Below are 19,902 nucleotides of genomic sequence, written 5' to 3' on the forward strand. Positions count from 1 at the left end.
GGCAGGGTCCACTTCTGGTTGGGGCCGGTGTGGCAGGTCCACAGGTGGACCGGCGTGCGGTCGTTCCACGTACCGCCCGAGGCGTCCAGGCACTTGCCCGACCGAGGATTACGGACCGTGCCGTCCGACTGCGCCGACCACACCTGCGCGGCAGTCCCGTTGCACGTCCACAACTGCACCCTCGTCCCGTCCGCACTCCCCCCACCGGACACGTCCAGACACTTCCCCAACGCCCGCAACGTCCCGTCACCCGGCACCGTCCACCGCTGCGCCGCCGACCCGTTGCAGGCGTAGATCTGCACCTGCGTCCCGTCCGCCGTCCCCGCGTCGTCCACGTCCAGACACTTGGCGTTCACGCCCCTCACCTCACCGGCACGGGTGTTGCCCGCCGTGGTGTCGAAGGAGAACTCGTCGATGTCGAACAGGGCTCCGGCGCCGCCCTTGAAGACGAGGTGAAGGGTGGTGGAGGCGGCGGGCTGGCCGCTCAGGCCGGTCGTGACGTCCTGGAAGACGTCCCAGCCTCCGGTGACCGGCACGGTGACCGTGCCGAGGAGGGTGCCGGTCGGGGAACCGGCGCGCACCTCGACCGTGCCGCCGCTGCCCGCCGAGGAGACGCGTGCGGTGAAGCGGGAGACGTTGTCGAGGCTGTACGGGGTGAAGGAGATCCAGTCGCCGTTGTGGATCTCGCCGACGGTCTTCCCGCCGTGCGCCGCCGGCTTGTCGATGATCTGCACGCCGGCGGAGTCGCCGTGGTGCTCGGCCTGCCGGTGGCTGGGCTGGGTGACGTGCTGGTCATGGGCGGTCAGCGAGGGCTGACCGTTCGCGCCCCTGTCGGTGTACTCGGCGTCGATGACGCCGAAGATGTTGGCGTTGGGGTCGTGTTCGCCGTCGGCCAGGGTCTGCAGTGTGCCGGTGCAGCCGGTGGCGGAGGTCTGCGGGTGGCCGTGGCTGTCGTGGCCGATGACGAAGGTGACCTTGACCCGGGTGCAGTCGACGGTGCCGTCCTCCGGGTCGGTGACGGTCACCTTGAAGGGGATGGCGGCACCGAAGTCGTAGATCCGGCCGTCGGCGGGGGTGTCGATGCGCACGGTCGGTGCGGTGTTGCCGACGGTGATCAGCACGGACGCCGTGGCGGACCTGCCGGACGGGTCGGTGACCTTCACGGTCGCGGTGTACTGGCCGTTCGCCGTGTAGGTGTGGGACGGGTGGGCGGCGGTGGAGGTGGCGCCGTCGCCGAAGGTCCAGGAGTAGGTGAGCGGGTCGCCGTCGGGGTCGGAGGTGCCGGCCGAGGAGAAGGTGACCGCGAGGGGTGCGGTGCCCGAGGTGGTGTTCGCGGCGGCCTGGGCGACCGGGGCGCGTCCGCCGGTGACGTGCTCGATGCGGTAGAGGGCGGAGTTGTGGTCGCCGTTGAAGTAGCCGGTGCCGTAGTCGAGGACGTAGAGGGCACCGTCCGGGCCGAAGGCCATGTCCATCACCTGGGTGCCGCTCCAGGGGAAGGGGTTGATCGACTGCACGGTGCCGTCACCGGTGGTCTCGACGCGTTTGATCCAGCGGCGTCCGAACTCACCGGCGAAGAAGTCGCCGTCGTACTCCTCGGGGAACTTCACGTCGGAGGTGGAGGCGGCGTCGTAACGGTAGACGGGTCCGCCCATGGGGGATTCCGAGCCGGTGCCGAACTCCGGGACGGAGCCGCCGTCGTAGGGAATCCAGGCGGGCTGGGCCGGGGGCAGGTCGGTCAGTCCGGTGTTGCGGGGCGAGGTGTTCTTCGGTGCGGCGCAGTCGAAGCGTGCGCCGGACGAGCCGGAGGCGAAGTCGTGGTCGACGTAGGCGTCGTTCCTGCCGGTGCAGTAGGGCCAGCCGTAGTTGCCCGCCTTGGTGATCCGGTTGAACTCGACCTGTCCGGCGGGACCCCGGGAGGGACTGGCGGTCCCGGCGTCCGGTCCGTAGTCGCCGACGTAGACCGTTCCGGTGGCCTTGTCGACGCTCATCCGGAACGGGTTGCGGAAGCCCATCGCGTAGATCTCGGGGCGGGTACGGGCGGTGCCGGGTGCGAAGAGATTTCCGGACGGGATGCCGTACGTGCCGTCGGCGTTGACTTTGATGCGCAGGATCTTGCCGCGCAGGTCGTTGGTGTTGCCGGACGAACGCTGGGCGTCGTAGGCGGGGTTGCGGGAGGCGCGCTCGTCGAGGGGGGTGTAGCCGTCGGAGGCGAAGGGGTTGGTGTCGTCGCCGGTCGACAGGTAGAGGTTGCCGGCCGCGTCGAAGTCGATGTCACCGCCGACGTGGCAGCACAGGCCACGGGAGGCGGGCACGTCGAGGATCGCCTTCTCGCTTCCCGTGTCCAGGGTGCCGTCGGGCCGCAGCACGAAGCGGGACAACCGGTTGACGCCGTCGAAGGGGGTGAAATCGGAGGACGATCCGTCGCTCGGGGCGTCCCCGTTCGGGGTGTTCAGCTTCGGGGCGTAGTACAGGTAGACGAACCGGTTGGTGGCGAAGCCGGGGTCGACCGCGACGCCCTGCAGGCCCTCCTCGTCGTGGCTGTAGACGTCGAGCCTGCCGGCCACGGTGGTGGTGCCGGCTGCGTCGGTGCGGCGCAGGGCGCCGTCGCGTGAGGTGTGCAGCACCGAGCGGTCGGGGAGCACGGCCAGGGTCATGGGCTCGCCGGTCTCGGCCACGCCTTTGGCGAGGGTGACCTGCTGGAAGTCCCCGGCCGCGGCGGCGCGGGCCGCGACGGGGGAGGCGGCCGGGGCGGTGCCCGGTCCGGCGGGGGCGGCGGGGGCGGAGGTGCCCGCGGCGGGCCCGATCGGCAGGGCCAGGGCCGTGGCACAGGCCAGGGCGGTCAGCAGCGTGCGGACACGTCTGTGTCCGAGCGGATTCGTGCGCACGGAGTTCTCCAGGCGGGTGGGGGGGTGGAGCGGCAGGCCCCGGGCAGGGGTCTGCCGTGAAGGAGCACAGGCGCGCGCCGTCGCGCCGCGGAGCGCCGGCCGGGTCGACCCACGGGCCTCATGTCCGGCCGGTTTCAAGGAAGTTAGCGGGCCGGACGCGAACGCGTAACCCCTTTCGCACACCGTCCCGCTTCTTCTTCCTCCGGTGGGACAAAGTGCCGGAGCCATGGATGCGCCGGGCATCCCGCCGTGTGCGGGGCGATGTCGCGTTGCGGGGGTCAGGGGGGTGTCCGAGACTGACCGGGGGGCGGTGGCCGTCCCGGAGAGGGCCGGAGCATGGGCGACTACGCGGACCTTGCTGGGGTCAGGACGTGGTACGAGACCGAGGGGTCCGGTGACCCGCTGGTCCTGCTGCACGGCGGCTTCTGCACCAACGACACCTGGGGCGCCCAGCGCGCCGACCTCGCCGCGGCGCACCGTCTGTACCTCCCCGAGCGGCGGGCGCACGGGCACACCCCCGACGTCGAGGGACCGCTGACCTACTCCGACATGGCGCACGACACGGTGGCGTTCCTGGAGGGCGTGGTGGGCGGGCCCGCGCATCTGGTGGGCTGGAGCGACGGCGGCGTCGTCGCCCTGCTCGTCGCCCTGGCCCGGCCCGACCTGGTGCGCCGCACGGTGGTGATCGGTGCCAACTTCCGCCCGGCGCCCGAGTCCTTCGTCGTGCCCGAGATGCTCGACGCGATGACGCCCGACGGCGTCGAACTCGCCTTCTTCCGCGAGCTGTACGAGGCCGTCAGCCCGGACGGTCCCGCCCACTGGCCGGCCGTGACGGCACGGGTGATCGACATGTGGCGGACCCAGCCGGCGATCGACCCCGAGGACCTGGCCGGGGTCCGCTCCCCCACGCTCGTCGTCTCCGGCGACGACGACCTGGTGACCCTGGAGCACACCGCGGCGCTGTACCGCGCCCTGCCCGACGCCCGGCTCGCGGTCGTCCCGGGCGCGTCGCACCTGGTGCCGCTGGAGAAGCCCGCCGAGGTCAACCGCATGATCCTGGAACACCTCGCCGGGGGCGAGGTCGAGACGATGATGCCGGTGCTGCGCGCACCGGCGCGCCGGCCGTCCGGCGGGGACACGGTCGCCTGACACCTGCCGCGCCACCTTTGGATGCCTCCGGTACGGATTCGGCGTAGTGTCCGGATATGGGTGATGTCCGGGCGGAGGCGGCCGACGGGCCGGTCCCGCCCCCGCCGGGGCGGGCGGGTGACTGATGGACACCGCGATGGCCGACGTGGTGCGGGAGACCCGGGCCTCCGGTGCGCTGCTCTACGCTCTCGCCCCCGACCACAAGGCCCTGTGGCTGATCCTGGTGTCGGGCGCCCCGCACGAGGTCGTGGCCCCCTGGAGCAGGGTGGCGGTGAGCGACCCGATGCCGGTGGCCGACGCGGTACGCGAAGAGCGCCTGGTGTGGGTGAACGGGCAGGAGGAGATGGCCCGCCGCTACCCCCGGCCGGCGGTGGTGCTTCCCTACGACTTCGCCCTGGCGGCCGCGCCGGTGCCGTCGGACACCGGGGTGCGGGGCGGGCTGGTGCTGCTGTGGCCCAGCGGCCACGCGCCGCAGCTCAGCCCCGCCGAGCACGAGGCCGTACGGGTGGGCTGCCGCCGGCTCGGTGACCGGCTGCGCCAGGCCGCCGAGCGGGGCGAGGAGCTGCTGCCCGCCGGGCGGCCGCGCATCCTGCCGTCGGAGCCGGGGCGCGCCCCGACACCCGCGGAGGCGTCGGCCGGCACGGCGCTCCTCGACCGCCTCCCCGGCGGGTACGTCGCCATGGACCTGAACGGCCGCATCACCCTCGTCACTCCGGCCGCCGCCGACCTCGTCGGTGCCGACCCGGACCGGCTGATGGGTTCCCTGCCCTGGGAGGCCCTGCCCTGGATGGACGTCCCCCATGTCGAGGACAGGTACCGCGCGGCCCTGATCAGCCGGCGGCCGCAGGCCTTCCGGGTGCTGCGCCCGCCCGGCACCTGGCTGTCCTTCGAGCTGTATCCGGACCGCTCCGGCATCAGCGTCCGTATCGACCGCGCCGACGAGGACGAGGACACCCGCACGCTCGCGGCGAACGCGCAGGGCCCCGGCCGCGCCACCGTGCTCTACCACCTGATGCACCTGGCGACCACGCTGACCGAGGCCGTCGGCGTGCAGGACGTGGCCGACCAGACCGCCGACCAGCTGCTGCCCGCCCTCGGTGCCCAGGGCATGGTGCTGATGACCGGGGAGGACGGCCGGCTCCGGATCCTGGGCCAGCGCGGGTACAGCAGCGAGCTGATGGAACGCTTCGACAGCGTGCCGCTGAGCCGGGACATCCCCGGAGCGGCGGTGCTGGCCACCGGGGAGCCGGGCTTCTTTCCCTCCTTCGCGCACATGCGGCGCGCCTACCCGGCCACGACGCACGAGGACGGGATGGCCGCGTGGGCGATCCTGCCGCTCATCGCGTCCGGCCGGCCCATCGCTTCCCTGCTGATCTCCTACGACCGGCCGCACGCCTTCCCGCCGGGCGAGCGCGCGATCCTCACCTCCCTGGCCGGGCTGGTCGGACAGGCGCTGGACCGGGCACGCCTCTACGACAGCAAGGACCACCTCGCCCACCGGCTGCAGTCCGCCCTGCTGCCCCACAGCCTGCCCCGCATCCCCGGTCTGCGGGTCGCCGCCCGCTATCTGCCGGCCGCCCGCGGTCTGGGCATCGGCGGCGACTTCTACGACCTCATCCGCCTGGACGAGCACACGGCGGCGGCCACCATCGGGGACGTCCAGGGGCACAACGTGGACGCCGCCGCCCTCATGGGGCAGGTCCGCACCGCCGTCCACGCCCACGCCACCGTCGGCGCGCCCCCGGACCACGTCCTGACCGGCACCAACCGCCTGCTCACCGACCTGGACCCCGGTCTGTTCAGCAGCTGCCTGTACGCGCACCTGGACCTGGGACGGGGACGGGCCTGCCTGGCCACCGCCGGGCATCCGCCGCCTTTGATGCGCCACGGCGACGGGCGCACCGAGCTGCTGGACATCCCGCCCGGCCTGCTCCTGGGGATCGACCCCACATCCCGTTACCCCTCGTTGGAGTGCGCCCTGCCGCCCGGCTGTGTGCTCGTGCTCTACACCGACGGACTCGTCGAGGCACCGGGTGTGGACCTCGACGACGCGACCGCCGCCCTGGCCGGCCTGGTGGAGCAGGGTGATCCGTGCGACCTGGACGCCATGGCCGACACGCTCGTCCAGCACGCCCCCTCCCCCGGCGACGACATCGCGCTGCTGCTGCTCAGTCCCGATCCGGAGGCGCGCTGACGGTCACCGGCGTCCGGGTCACCCGAGCGCGTTGACGACCGCGCCGAACAGGCGAGGCAGGCGCGCCGCCACCGGCACGATGCGCGGTCCGAGGGCGGGCTGCTGGCGTGCCCGGACCAGCAGTTCCGTCAGGAGCCGGTAGCGGCGGGTGGCCCGGTTCCAGTCGGCGTCGTAGCGTCCGGGCGTGCCCCGGCACAGGTTGGCGACCAGGGCGCGGGCCCCGGTGAGGGCCAGGCAGACGCCCTCGCCGGTGAGCGCGTCGACGTACCCGGCGGCGTCGCCGACGAACAGGACCCGGCCGTGCACGCGGGTGCGGGAGCGCTGGCGCAGCGGTCCGGCGCCGCGCACCGGGGTGACGGCCGCGTGCGGCGGGAGGCGGGCCGCCAGGTCGGGAAAGTCCGCCAACTGGGTGTCGTACGGGGCCCGCCGGGTGGTCAGCAGGGCCACGCCGACCAGTTGGGGGCCGAGCGGGGTGACGTAGGCCTCCGTGTCCGGGCCCCAGTGCACCTCGACGTGTGCCGACCAGGGCGGCACGGCGTAGTGGCGGCGCAGCCCGTAGCGGGGCGCCGTGCGGGTCCCGCTGCCCAGGCCGAGGGCGCGGCGCACGGGTGAGTGCAGGCCGTCGGCGGCGACCAGCCAGCGGGCGCGCAGTCCCGCGCCCGGCACGGTCACCCCGGTCGCGTCCTGCCGAACGTCGTCCACGCGCAGCGGCAGGACCGGCACGCCCGCGTCCAGCACCGCCCGGTGCAGTAGCTGGTGCAGGTCGGTGCGGCGGACGCCGAGGCCCTGTTCGTGCCGGAACTCCGCCTGGACCCTGCGGTGGCCCTGGACGTAGCGGATGCCGGTGAGGGGGTGACCGGGGACGTGCAGGCCGAGGGCGGTCAGGGCGCGGACCGCGCCGGGCATCAGGCCTTCTCCGCACGCCTTGTCGACGGGCGCGGGGCGCGGCTCCGCGACGACGGTGTCGAGCCCGGCGCGGGCGGCGTGCAGGGCGGTGGCGAGGCCCGCGGGCCCGCCCCCGACGACGAGGAGGTCGGGGTGGGTCACGCGGGCACCGCCCGGGTGAGCGCGGTGTTCTCGCAGCGGATGCGCACGGTCAGCAGCACCGCGTTGGCCAGGGTGAACAGGGTCGCCGTGATCCACGCCGAGTGCACCAGGGGCAGGGCGACGCCCTCGACGACGACGGCGACGTAGTTGGGGTGGCGGAGGAAGCGGTAGGGACCGCGGCCTACCAGGCGTGCGCCGGGGACGACGATGACGCGGGTGTTCCAGTAGGGGCCCAGGGAGGTGATGCACCACCACCGCAAGGCCTGGGCGAGGAGGGCGAGCACCAGCGCGGGCCAGCCGAGGGCGGGCAGGAACGGGCGCTCCGTGAGCAGGGGTTCGAGCAGGCAGCCCGCCAGCAGGCCGGTGTGCAGGACGACCATGACCGGGTAGTGGCCGCGGCCGTGCTCCACCCCGGCCCGGGCGCGGGTCCACGCCGCGTTGCGGCGTGCCACGACGAGTTCGGCGAGGCGTTCGACGGCCACGGCGAGGACGAGAAGCGTGTACCAGGGCACGGCGGACACCTCACCAGCGCAGCAGGACGAGTTCGGAACAGAAGCCGGGGCCCATCGCCATGAGCAGACCCCAGCTCCCGGGTTCGGGGCTCCGGGTCTCGGTGACGCCCTGGAGGATGTGCAGGACCGAGGCGGAGGACATGTTGCCCACCGCGGCGAGCGAGTGCCGCGCCGGATCGAGGGCGTCGTCGGGCAGGTGGAGCGCGTCGGTCACGGCGTCCAGCACCTTGGGGCCTCCGGGATGGCACACCCAGGTGCCGATGTCCCCGGTGGTCAGGCCGTGTTCGGCGAGGAAGCCGCGCACCTGGCCGCCCAGGTCGCGGCGGACCAGGGCGGGGACGGCGGGGTCGATCACGACGCGGAAGCCGCCGGCGCCGACGTCCCAGCCCAGGAGGTGCTCGGTGCCCGGGTACAGGTGGCTGCGGGTGGCGATCACCGCGGGACCGGCCGGCGCCGCACCGTTGTCGCCGTGGCCGTCGTCGGGGCGGGCGCCGCGGGCGACGAGCGCTGCCGCGCCGTCGCCGAACAGGGCGCCGGCGACCAGGTTGGCGCGGGAGTCGTCGCCCTTCTGGAGCGTCAGCGAGCACAGTTCGACGCAAAGCAGGACGGCGGTGCCGCCGGGATGGCCGCGCAGGTAGTCGTGGACCCGGGCGAGACCGGCGGCGCCGGCGACGCAGCCCAGGCCGAACACCGGCAGCCGCTTCACGTCGGGCCGCAGGCCGACGCGCCCGGCCAGCCGGGCGTCGAGCGACGGGGCGGCCACCCCGGTGATGGACGCGCACACCAGCAGGTCGACGTCGGCCGGGGCGAGGCCCGCCCGTGCCAGCGCGCCGGTGAGCGCACGCTCGGCCAGGCCGAGGCCGGTCGTGAGCCACGCCTCGTTGCTCTCGCGGAAGTCCCGGAGTGCGGCGTACCGCTCGATGGGCAGGGCGAGGTGGCGGGTGCGCACACCGGCCGACGCGTGCACCCGGCGGAGCACGGCGCGGTCGGCCGCCGGGACCAGGCACAGGTCGCCGATGGGCTCGGTGAGGTCTTCCTGGCGGTAGCGGTGGGGCGGCAGCGCGGTGTGCACGGCCGCGATCGTCGTCACCGCCGGGACGCCCGGGTGGGTCGTCCCGGCGGGCCGCGGGGAGGACGGTGGGTCGGCGATGAGAGGGACACGCATGTCGGTAATGACTTCCACACTGACGGCGCCCGGCTACCTTGCACCCGTGTCCCACCACCCGTCTGGGGTTCTCCCGCATACGACACCGCGCCGTGTCCCGGCGCTGCTGCGCTCCTGTCATCCCGAGCCGGCGCTGGCCGTCACGCTGTTCGTGACCGCGCTGGCGGTGACGGCGGGCCGGGGGGTCGCGGGATCGGCGGCGGTGGCGGCGGCGGTGCTGGCCGGTCAGCTGTCGGTGGGGTGGAGCAACGACGCGGTGGACGCGCGGCGCGACACGGCGTGCGGGCGCAGGGACAAGCCGGTGGCGGCGGGCCGGCTGCCGGCGCGGACGGTGGCCGTGGCGGCCTGGACGGCCCTGGGGCTGTGCGTGCCGTTGTCGCTGCTCAGCGGGGTGGCCGCGGGGCTGGCGCATCTGGCGGGCGTGGCCGCGGGCTGGAGCTACAACCTGCGGCTCAAGCACTCGGGGCTGTCGCCGCTGCCCTACGCGGTGGGCTTCGCGTCCCTGCCGGTGTTCGTCACCCTCGGTCTGCCGTCGCCCGCCTGGCCCGCCTGGTGGGCCGTGGCGGCGGGGGCGCTGCTGGGGGTGGGGGCGCATCTCGCGAACGTCCTCCCGGACATCGAGGACGATCTGGCGACGGGGGTGCGGGGGTTGCCGCAGCGGCTGGGCCGAACGGCCTGCCGGTGGCTGGCGCCGCTGGTGATGCTGACGGCCGTCTGGGTGGTCGTCGCGGGGCCGCCCGGGGCGGCCGGCCGCGGGGGGCTGCTCCTGGCCGTCGTGGCAGGGGCCGTGGCCGTGGCGGGTACGGCGCTGGCGGCGGGGCGGCACAGCCGGTGGCCGTTCCGGGCGGCGATGGTGGTGGCCGCCATGGCGGTGTCGCGACTGCTGCTGCACGGTACGGACCTGACGTGACCCTGAGCCCCCACGCCCCACGGCTCACTCCCCCGACGCCCCGGGTCCTACGCCCACGCCCCGGCTTCACGCCACCCCTGCGCAACGGGCTCAGCGGACGCGCCCCGCAACTCGCCGGCGCGGCCCCCATGAACGCGGCCCACGCTCTCCTCCGGCCACGCCTCGGCCCCCCAGAAGCGATCCGCGCGCATGAATCCCCGGGCGCGAGGCGCTGGGCTGCCGCGACCCGCGCCGTACGCCTCCCGCGCGACGGACCCTGGTCGGGTGACCCGCACCGCGACCCGACCCGCAGGCGTGACCGCGCTTCTCCCCGGCGCCCCACTCTCGGCAGACGCGCCCTGGCTCCCCGCGCGCGACGGGGGTGTAGGACGCCTCGGCCGGATCACCCGGTTCGTGCTCGGGACGCCGTAGGCGGCGGAGGGAGTTCCTCGTGCAGCGCACACCGCCCGTGGGCACCGTGGAGGTGCACTTCATCGGCAACGCCACCCTGCTGATCCGCTACGGCGGCCTCACCCTGCTGACCGACCCGAACTTCCTGCACCGCGGCCAGCGGGCGCACCTCGGCTACGGGCTCGTGTCGCGCCGGCTGACCGAACCCGCCGTCGACGTCGCCGACCTCCCGCACGCGGACCTGGACGCGGTGGTGCTGTCCCATCTGCACGGCGACCACTTCGACCGGGTGGCCCGGCGCCACCTGGACCGGGGGCTGCCCTTCGTGACCACCCCGCACGCCTCACGCGTCCTGCAGGGGCTGTTCGGCTTCCACCGCGCCGTGGGCCTGCGCACCTGGCAGAGCCACACCCTGCTGCGCGGTGACTCGCTGGTCCGCGTCACCGCGCTGCCCGGCCGCCACGCTCCGGGTCCGGCCCGCCGGCTGCTGCCGCCGGTGATGGGGAGTCTGCTGGAGTTCGGTGACCGCTCCGGAGAGATCCGCCTGATCCTCTACATCTCCGGCGACACCCTGATGTTCGACGGCCTGCGGGAGATCGCCCGCCGCCACCCCGACATCCATCTGGCGGTGCTGCACCTGGGCGGGACCACCCTGCCCGGCGGCATGGTCGTCACCATGGACGCCGAACAGGGAGCCGACCTGCTGGACATGATCCGTCCGCACCGGGCGCTCCCCGTCCACTACGACGACTACGGCGTCTTCCGCTCGCCGCTCTCCGACTTCCTCGCCGAGGCCGGGCGGCGCGGGCACGGCCGGCGAATCCTGCGCTGCGCCCCGGGCGAGCGGGTGACGGTCGGCGGGGACACCCGCCGCTGAGCCGGACGTCACCCGAACGGGCCGGACACGCCTCCGGAAGGGCGTACGGCGGGGCGTGGGACCGCCGTCGGCGGGGGCCGCCGGGCGGGGCGAAGTGGCGGGCCCGGTCGCGCACGCCGGATGATGGGCGCGGAGAGCGGAACAGATGCCGTGCGGCGCCCCGGTCCGCCCCCGGTACGGGGCCGAGACGGTCCGATCGCGCCGCGGGTGACGTCGCGGCGTGTGCCCGAGCAGGCGAAGGAGGGGCACCGTGAGGCGGTTCCTCGGCGTGCTCCGGAAGGTCTACAGGTGGCTCGGTGCCCACACCCTCGTGGCGCGGGGCCGTGAGCTGGAGCTGATGCACCGGGCCACCGGGTTCGCCACCATGGCGCTGGTGACCCTGGCGCCGCTGCTGATCGTGGTCGCCGCCGCGGACCCGCTGGCGAAGGGCGGTTTCGCGGCGTGGCTCGCGGACGGCATGGGGGTGACCGGGGAGTCCGCGCGGGTGCTGACGGAGATCATCAGTCCCCCGCGCAAGGTGGTCGGCACCACGAGCGTCTGGGGCGGACTGGCTCTCGCCGTGTTCGGCGTCGCCCTGGGCGGCAGCGTCCAGAACGGCTACGAGCGGGTGTGGCAGCTGCCTCCGGGCCCCTGGCACCGGGTGTGGCGCCAGGCGCTGTGGCTGGCCGTGCTGACCGCGTACCTCTACCAGGAGGTGCAGACGCGTACGACGCTGTACGGGCCCGAGCGGATCGCGCTGACGACGACGACCGGGGTGCTGTTCTTCTGGTGGGGTCAGCGCTTCCTCCTCGGCGCCCAGGTCAGATGGCGGGACCTGCTGCCGGGCGCCGTCGCCACCATGGTGGGGCTGGTCGGCCTGCGGATCTTCTCGTACTACGTCTTCACGCCGCTGATCGTGGAGAACGCGATCAGCTACGGCACGGTCGGCGTGGTCCTCGTGGTGGAGTCCTGGCTGATCGGCGTGGGATTCGTCGTGTACGGCGGCGCCCTGTTCGGGCACTGGCTGCTCAGTCACCACGGCCACTGGCACCCGGGGCATCTGCACCGGCACCGGATGCGCAATTCCGGCCGGGAGCAGGCCGACACCGAGTGAGGCCGCGCCGACGGCTGCTCATGCCCCGCGGGTGGACGGTCCGGCCGTCCGGTGTGCCAGGGCCGCCGCGCGTGCCAGGACGTCGGCCCGGAAGAGCGAGGACCCGGTCCCCGTCCGTTCCGCGGGGGGCTCGTTCGCGAGCCGGTGCAGGACGCGCAGGAGTGAGGGTCCGTCGGCGGTGGCATCGGAGAGGCCGAGGTCCGCCATCCGGCGCACACCGTCGGCGCCGTGACCGGGCAGCGGGCGGTGGCCGACCACGGGCAGCCCGGCCGCGAGGGCCTGCACGGCGGTCTGGCCGGCGGCGTTGTCCACGAGCGCGCGGACCGCGCGCAGCAGGCCGGGCATGTCGTCGACCCAGTCCAGCGCGAGCGCGCCCGGGACACGGGCCGTGCGGGTCCTGAGCGCCTGGTTGCGGCCGCACAGCACCACGGGCAGGTAGCCGGCCCCGGCCAGCAGCCGGGCGGTCTCGCCGAGCCCCGCCGCGGCGCCCCAGGCGCCCGCGGACAGCAGCACGGCCGGCCGGCCAGGGGCGAAACGTTCGAAGCGGTCCCGCCAGTCGGCGGCCCCGGGGGCGGGGGCGAAGAACTCGGGCGCCACCACCGGACCCGTCGTCTCGACATGCGCCGGGACGGAACGGCGGACGTCGTCCGCGGCCTGGTCGGTGAGGCAGAAGTAGGCGTCGTTGCCCGGGTGGAGCCACTGCCGGTGGACGGCGAAGTCGAGGACGAAGACGCCGCTCGGGACACTCAGCCGGCCCCGCGCCCTGAGGTGACCGGTCAGCTGGGCGGCCAGGTGGAAGACGGGGACGACGACGTCCGCGCCGGTGTGCGCCACGAGCCGGACCAGCCCGTCGCCCGCGAACCGGGCGAGCGGGACACCGCTCGGGCGGGCACCGTCGCCGGGGCGCAGGAACGCCCGGTAGAGGCCGTCGTACACCCAGGGCGCGTGCCGCACCGACGTCCGGTAGAAGGTGCGCAGCCCGGAGCCCATCCCGAACGGCAGGAGCCGCATCAGGTCGACGGTCTCCGCCTCGTGGCCCTGCTCGCGGGCGCGGCGGGCGAGTTCCCGGGCCACCGTGTCGTGGCCGGCGCCCATGCTGGCGCTGAGCAGCAGCAACCGGCGGGCGTCACCCGCCCGTGCGGTGCCTCGGTGCGGGACCGGTAGGGACGAAAGCACGTCTGGTGAGTCACCCTTTCCCGCGCCGCCGAAACGCCCGGCCCGCGGGCCGGTGAAACGCCCGGCGCGCGTTTCGGCGGTCCCTGACCTGGATACTCCGGGGCTCACGCCCTCCCGGACGACGGGAGTGGTCACAGTCGGCCGCTTCTGGTGTCCGCCCAGCAGCCGAGGTCAGCCCATGCCCCACGCACCCTCCCACGCCGGTACGGCCGGCGCCTCCGACACCCGGACACCGGCCGCCCTCCCCGACGACGCGCGGGCCCACCCCGGCGGCGCGCCGGCTCGACGCCCCGGGACGGCGCTGGTGACCGGGGCCTCCTCCGGCATCGGCGCCGCCGTGGCACGCCGGCTGTCCGCCGAGGGATGGCGTCTGGTGCTCAACGGCCGGGACGCCGGCCGCCTGGGCGAGGTCGCGGCGGGGGCCCCCGCGGCGGTCTTCCCCGGGGACCTCACCCGGCCGGCCGCCGAGCGGCGGCTGACCGGTTTCGCGCTGGAGCAGATGGGCCGGCTGGATCTGCTGGTCGCGTGCGCCGGGGTCGGCTGGGCCGGTGACTTCACCACCATGACCCGCCGCTCCTTCGACGAGGTGATCGACGTCAATCTGGTGACCACGCTGCGCCTGGTCCGGCAGGTGCTCCCCCACATGGTGGAGGCGGGTACCGGCCGGGTGGTGCTCGTCGGTTCCCTGGCGGGCTCCGTCGGGGTACGGGGCGAGGCCGTCTACTCGGCGTCCAAGGCGGCGGTCGCCGCGTTCGCCGACGCCCTGCGGTACGAACTGAGCGGCACCGGCGTGGGGGTGAGCCTGGTCGTGCCGGGGGTGGTCGACACGCCGTTCTTCGACCACAGGGGCACGCCGTATCCGCGGAACCGGCCCCGGCCGGTACCGCCCGAGCGGGTCGCGGACGCCGTGTGGCGCGCCGTCTCCCGCGGCCGGGACGAGATCTACGTCCCCGGGTGGCTGCGCCTGCCGGCCAGGGTGCGCGGCGCGGCGCCCGGCCTGTACCGGCGGCTGGCCGCCACGTTCGGCTGAGGGCATCCCCGGCGTGCTCACGGTCGTCCTGGCTCTCCTCGCGGCGCTGGCCAACGCCGCGGCCTCCGTGCTGCAGCGGCGGGCCGCGGCGGACGAGCCGGAGGGGGGCGCGGGGCTGCGGCAGGCCGTGCGCTGGCTGGTCCACGTGCTGCGGCGGCCGCACTGGGTGGTGGGCGCGGGGATGCTCGCCCTGTCCACGGTGCTGCAGGCGGCGGCTCTCGGCGTGGGCAGTCTGGCGCTGGTGCAGCCGCTGATGGCCGCCGAGCTGCTGTTCACCCTGGCGGTAGGGAGTCTGGTCTTCCACCGTCGCCCCGACCTGAGAACCTGGCTGGCGTTCGTCGCGCTGGCGTTGGGCCTGTCCCTGTTCCTGACCTCGGCGGCGCCCACGTCCGGCCGGTCCACGTCCGTACCGGGGCACTGGTGGCCCGTCGGGGCGGCCCTGCTGGCCGCGGTGGTGCTCCTGGTGGCGGTGTCCCGGAGCGTGCGGGGCGCGCCGCGCGCCGCGCTGCTGGGCCTGGCGTCCGCGGTGTCGTTCTCCGCGACCGCCGCGCTGCTCAAGGACGTCACCGGTCTGATCCCGGACGGGCCGGGCGCCGTCCTGACGACGTGGCCGCTATACGCCACCGCCGTGGTCGGGGTGATCGCGTTCCTGCTGTTGCAGGCCGCGTTCCGGGCGGGGACGCTGGCGGCGTCCCAGCCAGCCCTGACCCTCGGGGACGCGCTGACCAGCGTGGCGCTGGGCTGGGCCCTGTTCGGGGAGCAGATCACGCTCGGCGCGCGGGTGGCGCCTGAGGTGATCGGCATCGCGCTCATGGGCGCGGGCAGCGTCGGCCTGGCGCGCGCTCCCTCGGTCGGCGGCGGCTGGGACGGGGCGAGGGCACGGGACGGCCCTGACTCCGAGGCGCGAGATGCGTCCCACCCACCGTGAGCGGTGTGGAAGCCGCCGCACGACCAGGAGGCACTGCGATGTCCGGTCCTCTCCCCCCGTCCGCCGGGCGGCGGGCCGCGGCCGTGGGGCTTCCCCTGGCCGCCGTCGCCGCGGCGCACATCGGCCCGGCGGTCACCTGGCTGCCCGCCGTACGCTGGCGCCTGTTCCCCGGCCTGGCCGGGACCGGTCACCCCCGCCACGTCGCCCTGACCTTCGACGACGGGCCCGATCCCGTGTCCACGCCCCGCTTCCTCGACGCGCTGGACGCCCTCGGGGTGCGGGCGACCTTCTTCGTGCTGGGCGACGCGGTCGTACGCCATCCGGCGGTGGTGCGGGAGACCGTGCGCCGGGGGCACGAGGTGGCCGTGCACGGCTGGAGCCACGACCGTCCGTGGCTGCCCACCCCGGCGGGTGACGTCCTGGCGCTGCGCCGGGCGGCGGACGCCGTACGGGACGTCACGGGGAGCGATCCGCGGTGGTACCGGCCGCCGTACGGGATCCTGACCTCCGGCCGCTGGGCCGCCGCCCGTGCGGCGGAGCTGCGGCCGGTCCTGTGGAGCGCCTGGGGCCGGGACTGGACGGCGCGGGCCACCTCCGCCTCGGTGCGCCGGACGGTGGAGGCCGATGTTCGCGGCGGCGGCACCGTCCTGCTGCACGACACCGACCGGATGGCGGCGCCGGGCTGTTGGCGGGCCGCACTGGGCGCGCTGCCCGAGCTGGTGGCCGGCTGGCGCGCCGCCGGCCTGACCGTGGGAACGCTGACCGAGCACGGCACGGCGGCAGTGCGCGCCACGGTTCCCAGGGCGGCGAGCGCGGCGGCCGGCGCGCGCGAAGCTCTCCGGTAACCGGGTGTCCGGGACGGGAGCACTCGGGCAGTCGTCCGCCGCCGGGGGGCCGCACCGCCCCCGCCGGCCCGACGGGTCAGCTCTCCTTGACCTCCGTGACGACGGGGGTGCCGAGCTCGACGGTGCGGCTGACCGTGCACAGGCGGTCGTGGGACGTCTTCACGGCGCGAGGGAGGATCGCGCGGGCGCGGTCCGCGCCCTCCTCGTCCGGGAAGGCGACGCTGAAGGTGACCCGCAGGTTCGTCATGCGGTTGCCCTGGTCATCGCTGATCTTGTCGCCGGTCACCGCGACGGAGAACTCGGCGGGCTCGGCGTGCCGGCTCGTGGCGACGTCGACGTCGGCCGCCGAGCAGCCCCCGATGGCCGCGAGCAGCAGTTCGACCGGGGTGAACTCGGCGCCCCCGTCGGTGCTGAACGTGATCGTCCCACCCCGCGGGTTGGTGGCGACGTAGTGACCGCTGCTCGTCCGCTCGACGACGACGGAACGCTGGGAATCTTGGCTCATGCCTCGACAGTAGTGCGCCGGATGACGGGGCCGCCGACCGCTCAGGCGGTCACCGGGCCCGTCTCGGGGAGCCTGGCTCCCAGCAGGGCCAGGCAGTTCTGCCACAGCGCCTCGAGCGGGGCGGTGTTGTTGTAGAGCTTCGCGAACAGCACCTGCCCCTCCAGCTGTGCCACCACGGAGCGGGCGGCGGCGCGGGAGTCGGCCACCGCGGCGTCGCCACGCTCGCGTGCTTCGGAGATGACCTCCTCGACCATGTCGACCTGGGCGTCGAAGATCTGCTGCAGCCGCTCCCGGATCGCTTCGGTCTGGTTGCTCATCTCGAGGGTGAGGTTGCCGAACATGCAGCCGGAGACCGTCCCGCAGTCGGCCTGGCCCGCGCGCTGAGCCGCCTCGGTCCGCTCGAAGAGCGCGCGGAGCCGGAGCAGGGGCTCCTGGTCGCCCTCCAGGGCGCTCGCCCAGTCACGCCGCTGGGCGGACCAGTGTTCGTCCAGCACGGCCAGCGCGAGGGCCTCCTTGGACTCGAAGAAGTAGTAGAAACTCCCCTTAGGCACCCCTGCCGCCTTGCAGATCTCGGCCACGCCCAGAGCCGAATAGCCGCGCACTTCGATCAGAGACTGGGCAGCGGTGAGGATCTTGTTCCTGGCGTCGCTCGTTCGTCCCATGATGGAAGTATACGACCATTCGACTAGTGGACGTGGTGAGAAGGGCCACCGCCCCCAGGGGCGTCAGGCCGCGACGCCGAGATCCTCGGCCGCCTTCAGTCGACGGGCGATGCCGACGACGCGTTCCGCCTGGTGGCGTGCCGCGGCACGGGTCGTCTCACCGACGGGGCGGGTGCCCTGTCCGTCGACGTGGGAGGTGCCGTACGGATTGCCGTCCACGAACTTCACCGGGTCGGTGAAGCCGGGGGCGACGACGAGCCCTCCGAAGTGGTGGACAGAGGTGTAGAGCGCCTGCAGCGTCGTCTCCTGACCGGCGTGCTCGGTGGCGGAGGAGGTGAAGCCGCTGTAGACCTTGTCGGCCAGCTTGCCCTGCGCCCACAGGCCCCCGAGGGTGTCCATGAACTGCTTGAGCTGGGCGGACAGATTGCCGAACCGGGTCGCCGTGCCGAACAGCACGACGTCGGCCCACTCGATGTCGTCCACGGACGCCTCCGGTATGTCGGACGTGGCGGCATGGTGGGCGGCCCACGCCGGGTTCGACTGGATGGCCTCCCAGGGGGCGAGCTCCGGGGCCTTGGCGAGACGCACCTCGGCGCCGGCCTTGACGGCGGCGTCCCTCAACTCCTTGGCGATCTCGGCGACGGTGCCGGTGGAGGAGTAGTACACGATGGCGACGTTCACTGATGCGGACATGGGGGGTGATCTCCGTTTCGGGGATGGCGGCCGGTGCTGCGAGAACGCCGGCCGACCGGTCAACAGTCCCGAAAGTAGACGACCGGTCTACAACCGTCAATCCGGCAGCGTGTCGGCCACCTCACGACATCCCCGACCCCCGTCGATTGCCTCCACTAGACCGGTCGTCTACTGTGGTACGCAGCCGGTCCGCCGACCGTCACCCCTCTCTCGTCAAGGGACGACCACATGAGTACTCAGGGACAGAAGGTCGCCGTCATCACCGGCGCGTCGCAAGGCATCGGCGCCGAGTTGGTGGGCGCCTACCGCGCACTCGGTCACGCCGTCGTCGCCACGTCGCGCACGATCGGCGCATCGCGGGACCCCGGCGTGATCACCGTTCAGGGAGACATCGCCGAGCGCGCGACCGCCGAACGGGTCGTCGCCGCCGGCCTGGAGCGGTTCGGGCGGATCGACACGCTCGTCAACAACGCGGGGGTGTTCGTCTCCAAGCCGTTCACCGACTTCACCCAGGACGACTTCGACACGGTGATGGGCGTGAACGTCGCCGGCTTCTTCCACATGACCCGTCTCGCCGTCCCCCGGATGCTGGAGCAGGGCGGCGGCCACGTCGTCCAGATCACGACCAGCCTCGTGGACCACCCCCGCGCCGCGGTCCCCTCCGTCCTGGCGTCCCTGTCCAAGGGCGGGCTCCAGGCCGCCACCAAGGCCCTGGCCATCGAGTACGCCTCCCGAGGCATCCGTTCCAACGCGGTCTCCCTGGGCACCATCGCGACGCCGATGCACGCGGAGGACCAGCACGACGAACTCGCCGCCCTGCACCCCCTGGGGCGCATGGGTCAGGCCCGCGACATCGCCGACGCCGTCGTCTACCTGGAGAACGCGCCCTTCGTCACCGGCGCGGTACTCCATGTGGACGGCGGACAGGCCGCCGGTGGCTGAGCCGGCCCCGGACCTCCTCCCGGCCGCTCCGGCCCGTGCGGGCGTCCGCCCCGATGGCGGAGGGACGCGCGTGGCCGGGGCGGGAACACACCTCGAGCACCGGCGACATCGCGCCCGGCGCACACCCAAGGAGCACGGCCATGACCGACCCCATGCACGACGTCCTCGACCGCTGGAAGGCCGCCTTCGACTCCCACCGGCCGGACACGATGGCGGAGCTGTTCACCCCCGACGCCCTGTTCCAGGGGTTCGGCCCCGAGGTGGTCGCCGGCCGCGACGCGGTACGGGCGTACTACGAGGCGGTGGCCGAGGACCGGCGCGCCGACGTCACGGTCCTGCACACCTACACGATCGGTGAGCGGGTCGCCGGCGGCTTCGCGGACGTCACCTTCAGCGCGCCGTCGGGCTGGGAGGCGAAGGTCCACCTGTCGCTGGTCCTGCGGCATGACGACGGCTGGAGGATCCGCCAGTACCACGTCTCCCGGATCGCCGCCGGCGACTGAGACGGCAACGGGGACCCACATCGCACGGGCACCCGGACAGGTCCGGGGCCCTCGTCACAGGATCGGAGAACGACATGCGGGAGTTTCTCGTGGAGCTCACCACCACCGTCCCCGAGGGCACGGACCCGGCCGAGGTGGACCGGGTCCGTGCGCGGGAGGCGGTACGCGCCCGTGAGCTCACGGCCACCGGGAACCTGGCGCGGCTGTGGCGGCCCGTCGGGGAGAAGCGCAGCATCGGCCTGTGGCGTGCTGCCGACGAGGCGGCGCTGCGGGAGGAGGTGCTCGGCACGCTGCCCCTGTGGCCGTGGATGACCGCGGTCGTCACGGAGCTGGAGCCACATCCCAACGACCCCGGCGGTGCCGGCACCTCCGCCTGACCCGAGCCCGCGGCCTTGT

The 19,902-nt window shown here is 74.2% G+C and carries 19 protein-coding genes; 11 read left to right on the forward strand and 8 right to left on the reverse strand.

Translation table 11 applies throughout. The annotated features are described in order from the left end of the window. The coding region (locus tag B100_RS0127880) for a lectin (RefSeq protein ID WP_024887693.1) at positions 1-2,885 on the reverse strand (2,885 nt) is incomplete at its 3' end. 336 nt (positions 2,886-3,221) lie between these two features. Here B100_RS0127880 and B100_RS0127885 point away from each other — a divergent pair. After that, on the forward strand, positions 3,222-4,034 hold the full coding sequence (locus tag B100_RS0127885) for an alpha/beta fold hydrolase (RefSeq protein ID WP_024887694.1): 813 nt from the start codon (positions 3,222-3,224) through the stop codon (positions 4,032-4,034). A 124-nt stretch (positions 4,035-4,158) separates the two neighbouring features. Continuing rightward, a complete protein-coding gene (locus B100_RS0127890) occupies positions 4,159-6,228 on the forward strand; it encodes a SpoIIE family protein phosphatase (RefSeq protein WP_024887695.1) in 2,070 nt (689 codons plus the stop codon). An 18-nt stretch (positions 6,229-6,246) separates the two neighbouring features. Here B100_RS0127890 and B100_RS0127895 read toward each other — a convergent pair whose 3' ends face one another. The 3 genes from B100_RS0127895 to B100_RS0127905 are packed head-to-tail and all read right to left on the reverse strand — an operon-like array spanning position 6,247 to position 8,877. Beyond that, positions 6,247-7,275 carry an NAD(P)/FAD-dependent oxidoreductase gene (locus tag B100_RS0127895; protein ID WP_024887696.1) on the reverse strand — a complete coding sequence of 343 codons (1,029 nt, stop codon included), beginning with the start codon at positions 7,273-7,275 and terminating at the stop codon, positions 6,247-6,249. Then, positions 7,272-7,787, reverse strand: a complete 516-nt coding sequence (locus tag B100_RS0127900; RefSeq protein ID WP_024887697.1) for an isoprenylcysteine carboxylmethyltransferase family protein — start codon at positions 7,785-7,787, stop codon at positions 7,272-7,274. Before B100_RS0127900 ends, B100_RS0127895 begins: the two co-directional genes overlap by 4 nt. A gap of 10 nt (positions 7,788-7,797) precedes the next feature. Then, positions 7,798-8,877: a 3-oxoacyl-[acyl-carrier-protein] synthase III C-terminal domain-containing protein gene (locus B100_RS0127905; RefSeq protein ID WP_024887698.1), complete on the reverse strand. Its 1,080-nt coding sequence runs from the start codon at positions 8,875-8,877 to the stop codon at positions 7,798-7,800. 121 nt (positions 8,878-8,998) lie between these two features. Here B100_RS0127905 and B100_RS0127910 point away from each other — a divergent pair, with 121 nt between their 5' ends. The 3 genes from B100_RS0127910 to B100_RS0127920 all read left to right on the forward strand — a co-directional run bounded on the left by B100_RS0127910 (position 8,999) and on the right by B100_RS0127920 (position 12,222). After that, the gene (locus tag B100_RS0127910; protein WP_486585711.1) at positions 8,999-9,862 is read left to right on the forward strand and encodes a UbiA family prenyltransferase; all 864 of its coding nucleotides are present in this window, start codon (positions 8,999-9,001) and stop codon (positions 9,860-9,862) included. A gap of 430 nt (positions 9,863-10,292) precedes the next feature. Beyond that, a complete protein-coding gene (locus tag B100_RS0127915) occupies positions 10,293-11,129 on the forward strand; it encodes an MBL fold metallo-hydrolase (RefSeq protein ID WP_024887700.1) in 837 nt (278 codons plus the stop codon). 250 nt (positions 11,130-11,379) lie between these two features. Continuing rightward, complete coding sequence (locus B100_RS0127920) at positions 11,380-12,222, forward strand: YihY/virulence factor BrkB family protein (protein WP_024887701.1); 843 nt, start codon at positions 11,380-11,382, stop codon at positions 12,220-12,222. A gap of 18 nt (positions 12,223-12,240) precedes the next feature. Here B100_RS0127920 and B100_RS0127925 read toward each other — a convergent pair whose 3' ends face one another. After that, positions 12,241-13,398 (reverse strand): MGDG synthase family glycosyltransferase, encoded by a 1,158-nt coding sequence (locus B100_RS0127925; RefSeq protein WP_486585712.1) that lies wholly within the window; start codon positions 13,396-13,398, stop codon positions 12,241-12,243. A gap of 178 nt (positions 13,399-13,576) precedes the next feature. Here B100_RS0127925 and B100_RS0127930 point away from each other — a divergent pair, with 178 nt between their 5' ends. From B100_RS0127930 to B100_RS0127940, 3 genes are read left to right on the forward strand one after another with little or no spacing between them, the layout of a single operon-like run. Further along, positions 13,577-14,428: an SDR family NAD(P)-dependent oxidoreductase gene (locus tag B100_RS0127930; protein ID WP_024887703.1), complete on the forward strand. Its 852-nt coding sequence runs from the start codon at positions 13,577-13,579 to the stop codon at positions 14,426-14,428. Between the two features lie 13 nt (positions 14,429-14,441). After that, positions 14,442-15,356: a DMT family transporter gene (locus B100_RS0127935; protein ID WP_024887704.1), complete on the forward strand. Its 915-nt coding sequence runs from the start codon at positions 14,442-14,444 to the stop codon at positions 15,354-15,356. Between the two features lie 38 nt (positions 15,357-15,394). Continuing rightward, positions 15,395-16,201 carry a polysaccharide deacetylase family protein gene (locus tag B100_RS0127940; protein WP_024887705.1) on the forward strand — a complete coding sequence of 269 codons (807 nt, stop codon included), beginning with the start codon at positions 15,395-15,397 and terminating at the stop codon, positions 16,199-16,201. Positions 16,202-16,277: 76 nt separating this feature from the next. Here the strand turns inward: B100_RS0127940 and B100_RS0127945 are convergent, their stop codons facing one another. The 3 genes from B100_RS0127945 to wrbA form a co-directional block, all read right to left on the reverse strand. Further along, positions 16,278-16,706: an OsmC family protein gene (locus B100_RS0127945; RefSeq protein WP_024887706.1), complete on the reverse strand. Its 429-nt coding sequence runs from the start codon at positions 16,704-16,706 to the stop codon at positions 16,278-16,280. Positions 16,707-16,747: 41 nt separating this feature from the next. Then, the gene (locus B100_RS0127950) at positions 16,748-17,368 is read right to left on the reverse strand and encodes a TetR/AcrR family transcriptional regulator (protein ID WP_024887707.1); all 621 of its coding nucleotides are present in this window, start codon (positions 17,366-17,368) and stop codon (positions 16,748-16,750) included. A 63-nt stretch (positions 17,369-17,431) separates the two neighbouring features. Then, complete coding sequence (gene wrbA, locus B100_RS0127955) at positions 17,432-18,061, reverse strand: NAD(P)H:quinone oxidoreductase (RefSeq protein ID WP_024887708.1); 630 nt, start codon at positions 18,059-18,061, stop codon at positions 17,432-17,434. Between the two features lie 228 nt (positions 18,062-18,289). On the opposite strand from wrbA, the gene B100_RS0127960 reads away from it, so the two are divergent. The 3 genes from B100_RS0127960 (at position 18,290) to B100_RS0127970 (ending at position 19,883) form a co-directional block, all read left to right on the forward strand. Then, positions 18,290-19,003 carry an SDR family oxidoreductase gene (locus B100_RS0127960; protein WP_024887709.1) on the forward strand — a complete coding sequence of 238 codons (714 nt, stop codon included), beginning with the start codon at positions 18,290-18,292 and terminating at the stop codon, positions 19,001-19,003. A 140-nt stretch (positions 19,004-19,143) separates the two neighbouring features. Continuing rightward, positions 19,144-19,506, forward strand: coding sequence for an SgcJ/EcaC family oxidoreductase (locus tag B100_RS0127965; RefSeq protein WP_024887710.1), 363 nt, complete (start codon positions 19,144-19,146; stop codon positions 19,504-19,506). 74 nt (positions 19,507-19,580) lie between these two features. Continuing rightward, positions 19,581-19,883, forward strand: a complete 303-nt coding sequence (locus B100_RS0127970) for a muconolactone Delta-isomerase family protein (protein ID WP_024887711.1) — start codon at positions 19,581-19,583, stop codon at positions 19,881-19,883. Positions 19,884-19,902 lie beyond the last annotated feature (19 nt).

Source organism: Streptomyces sp. CNH189, from assembly GCF_000527195.1.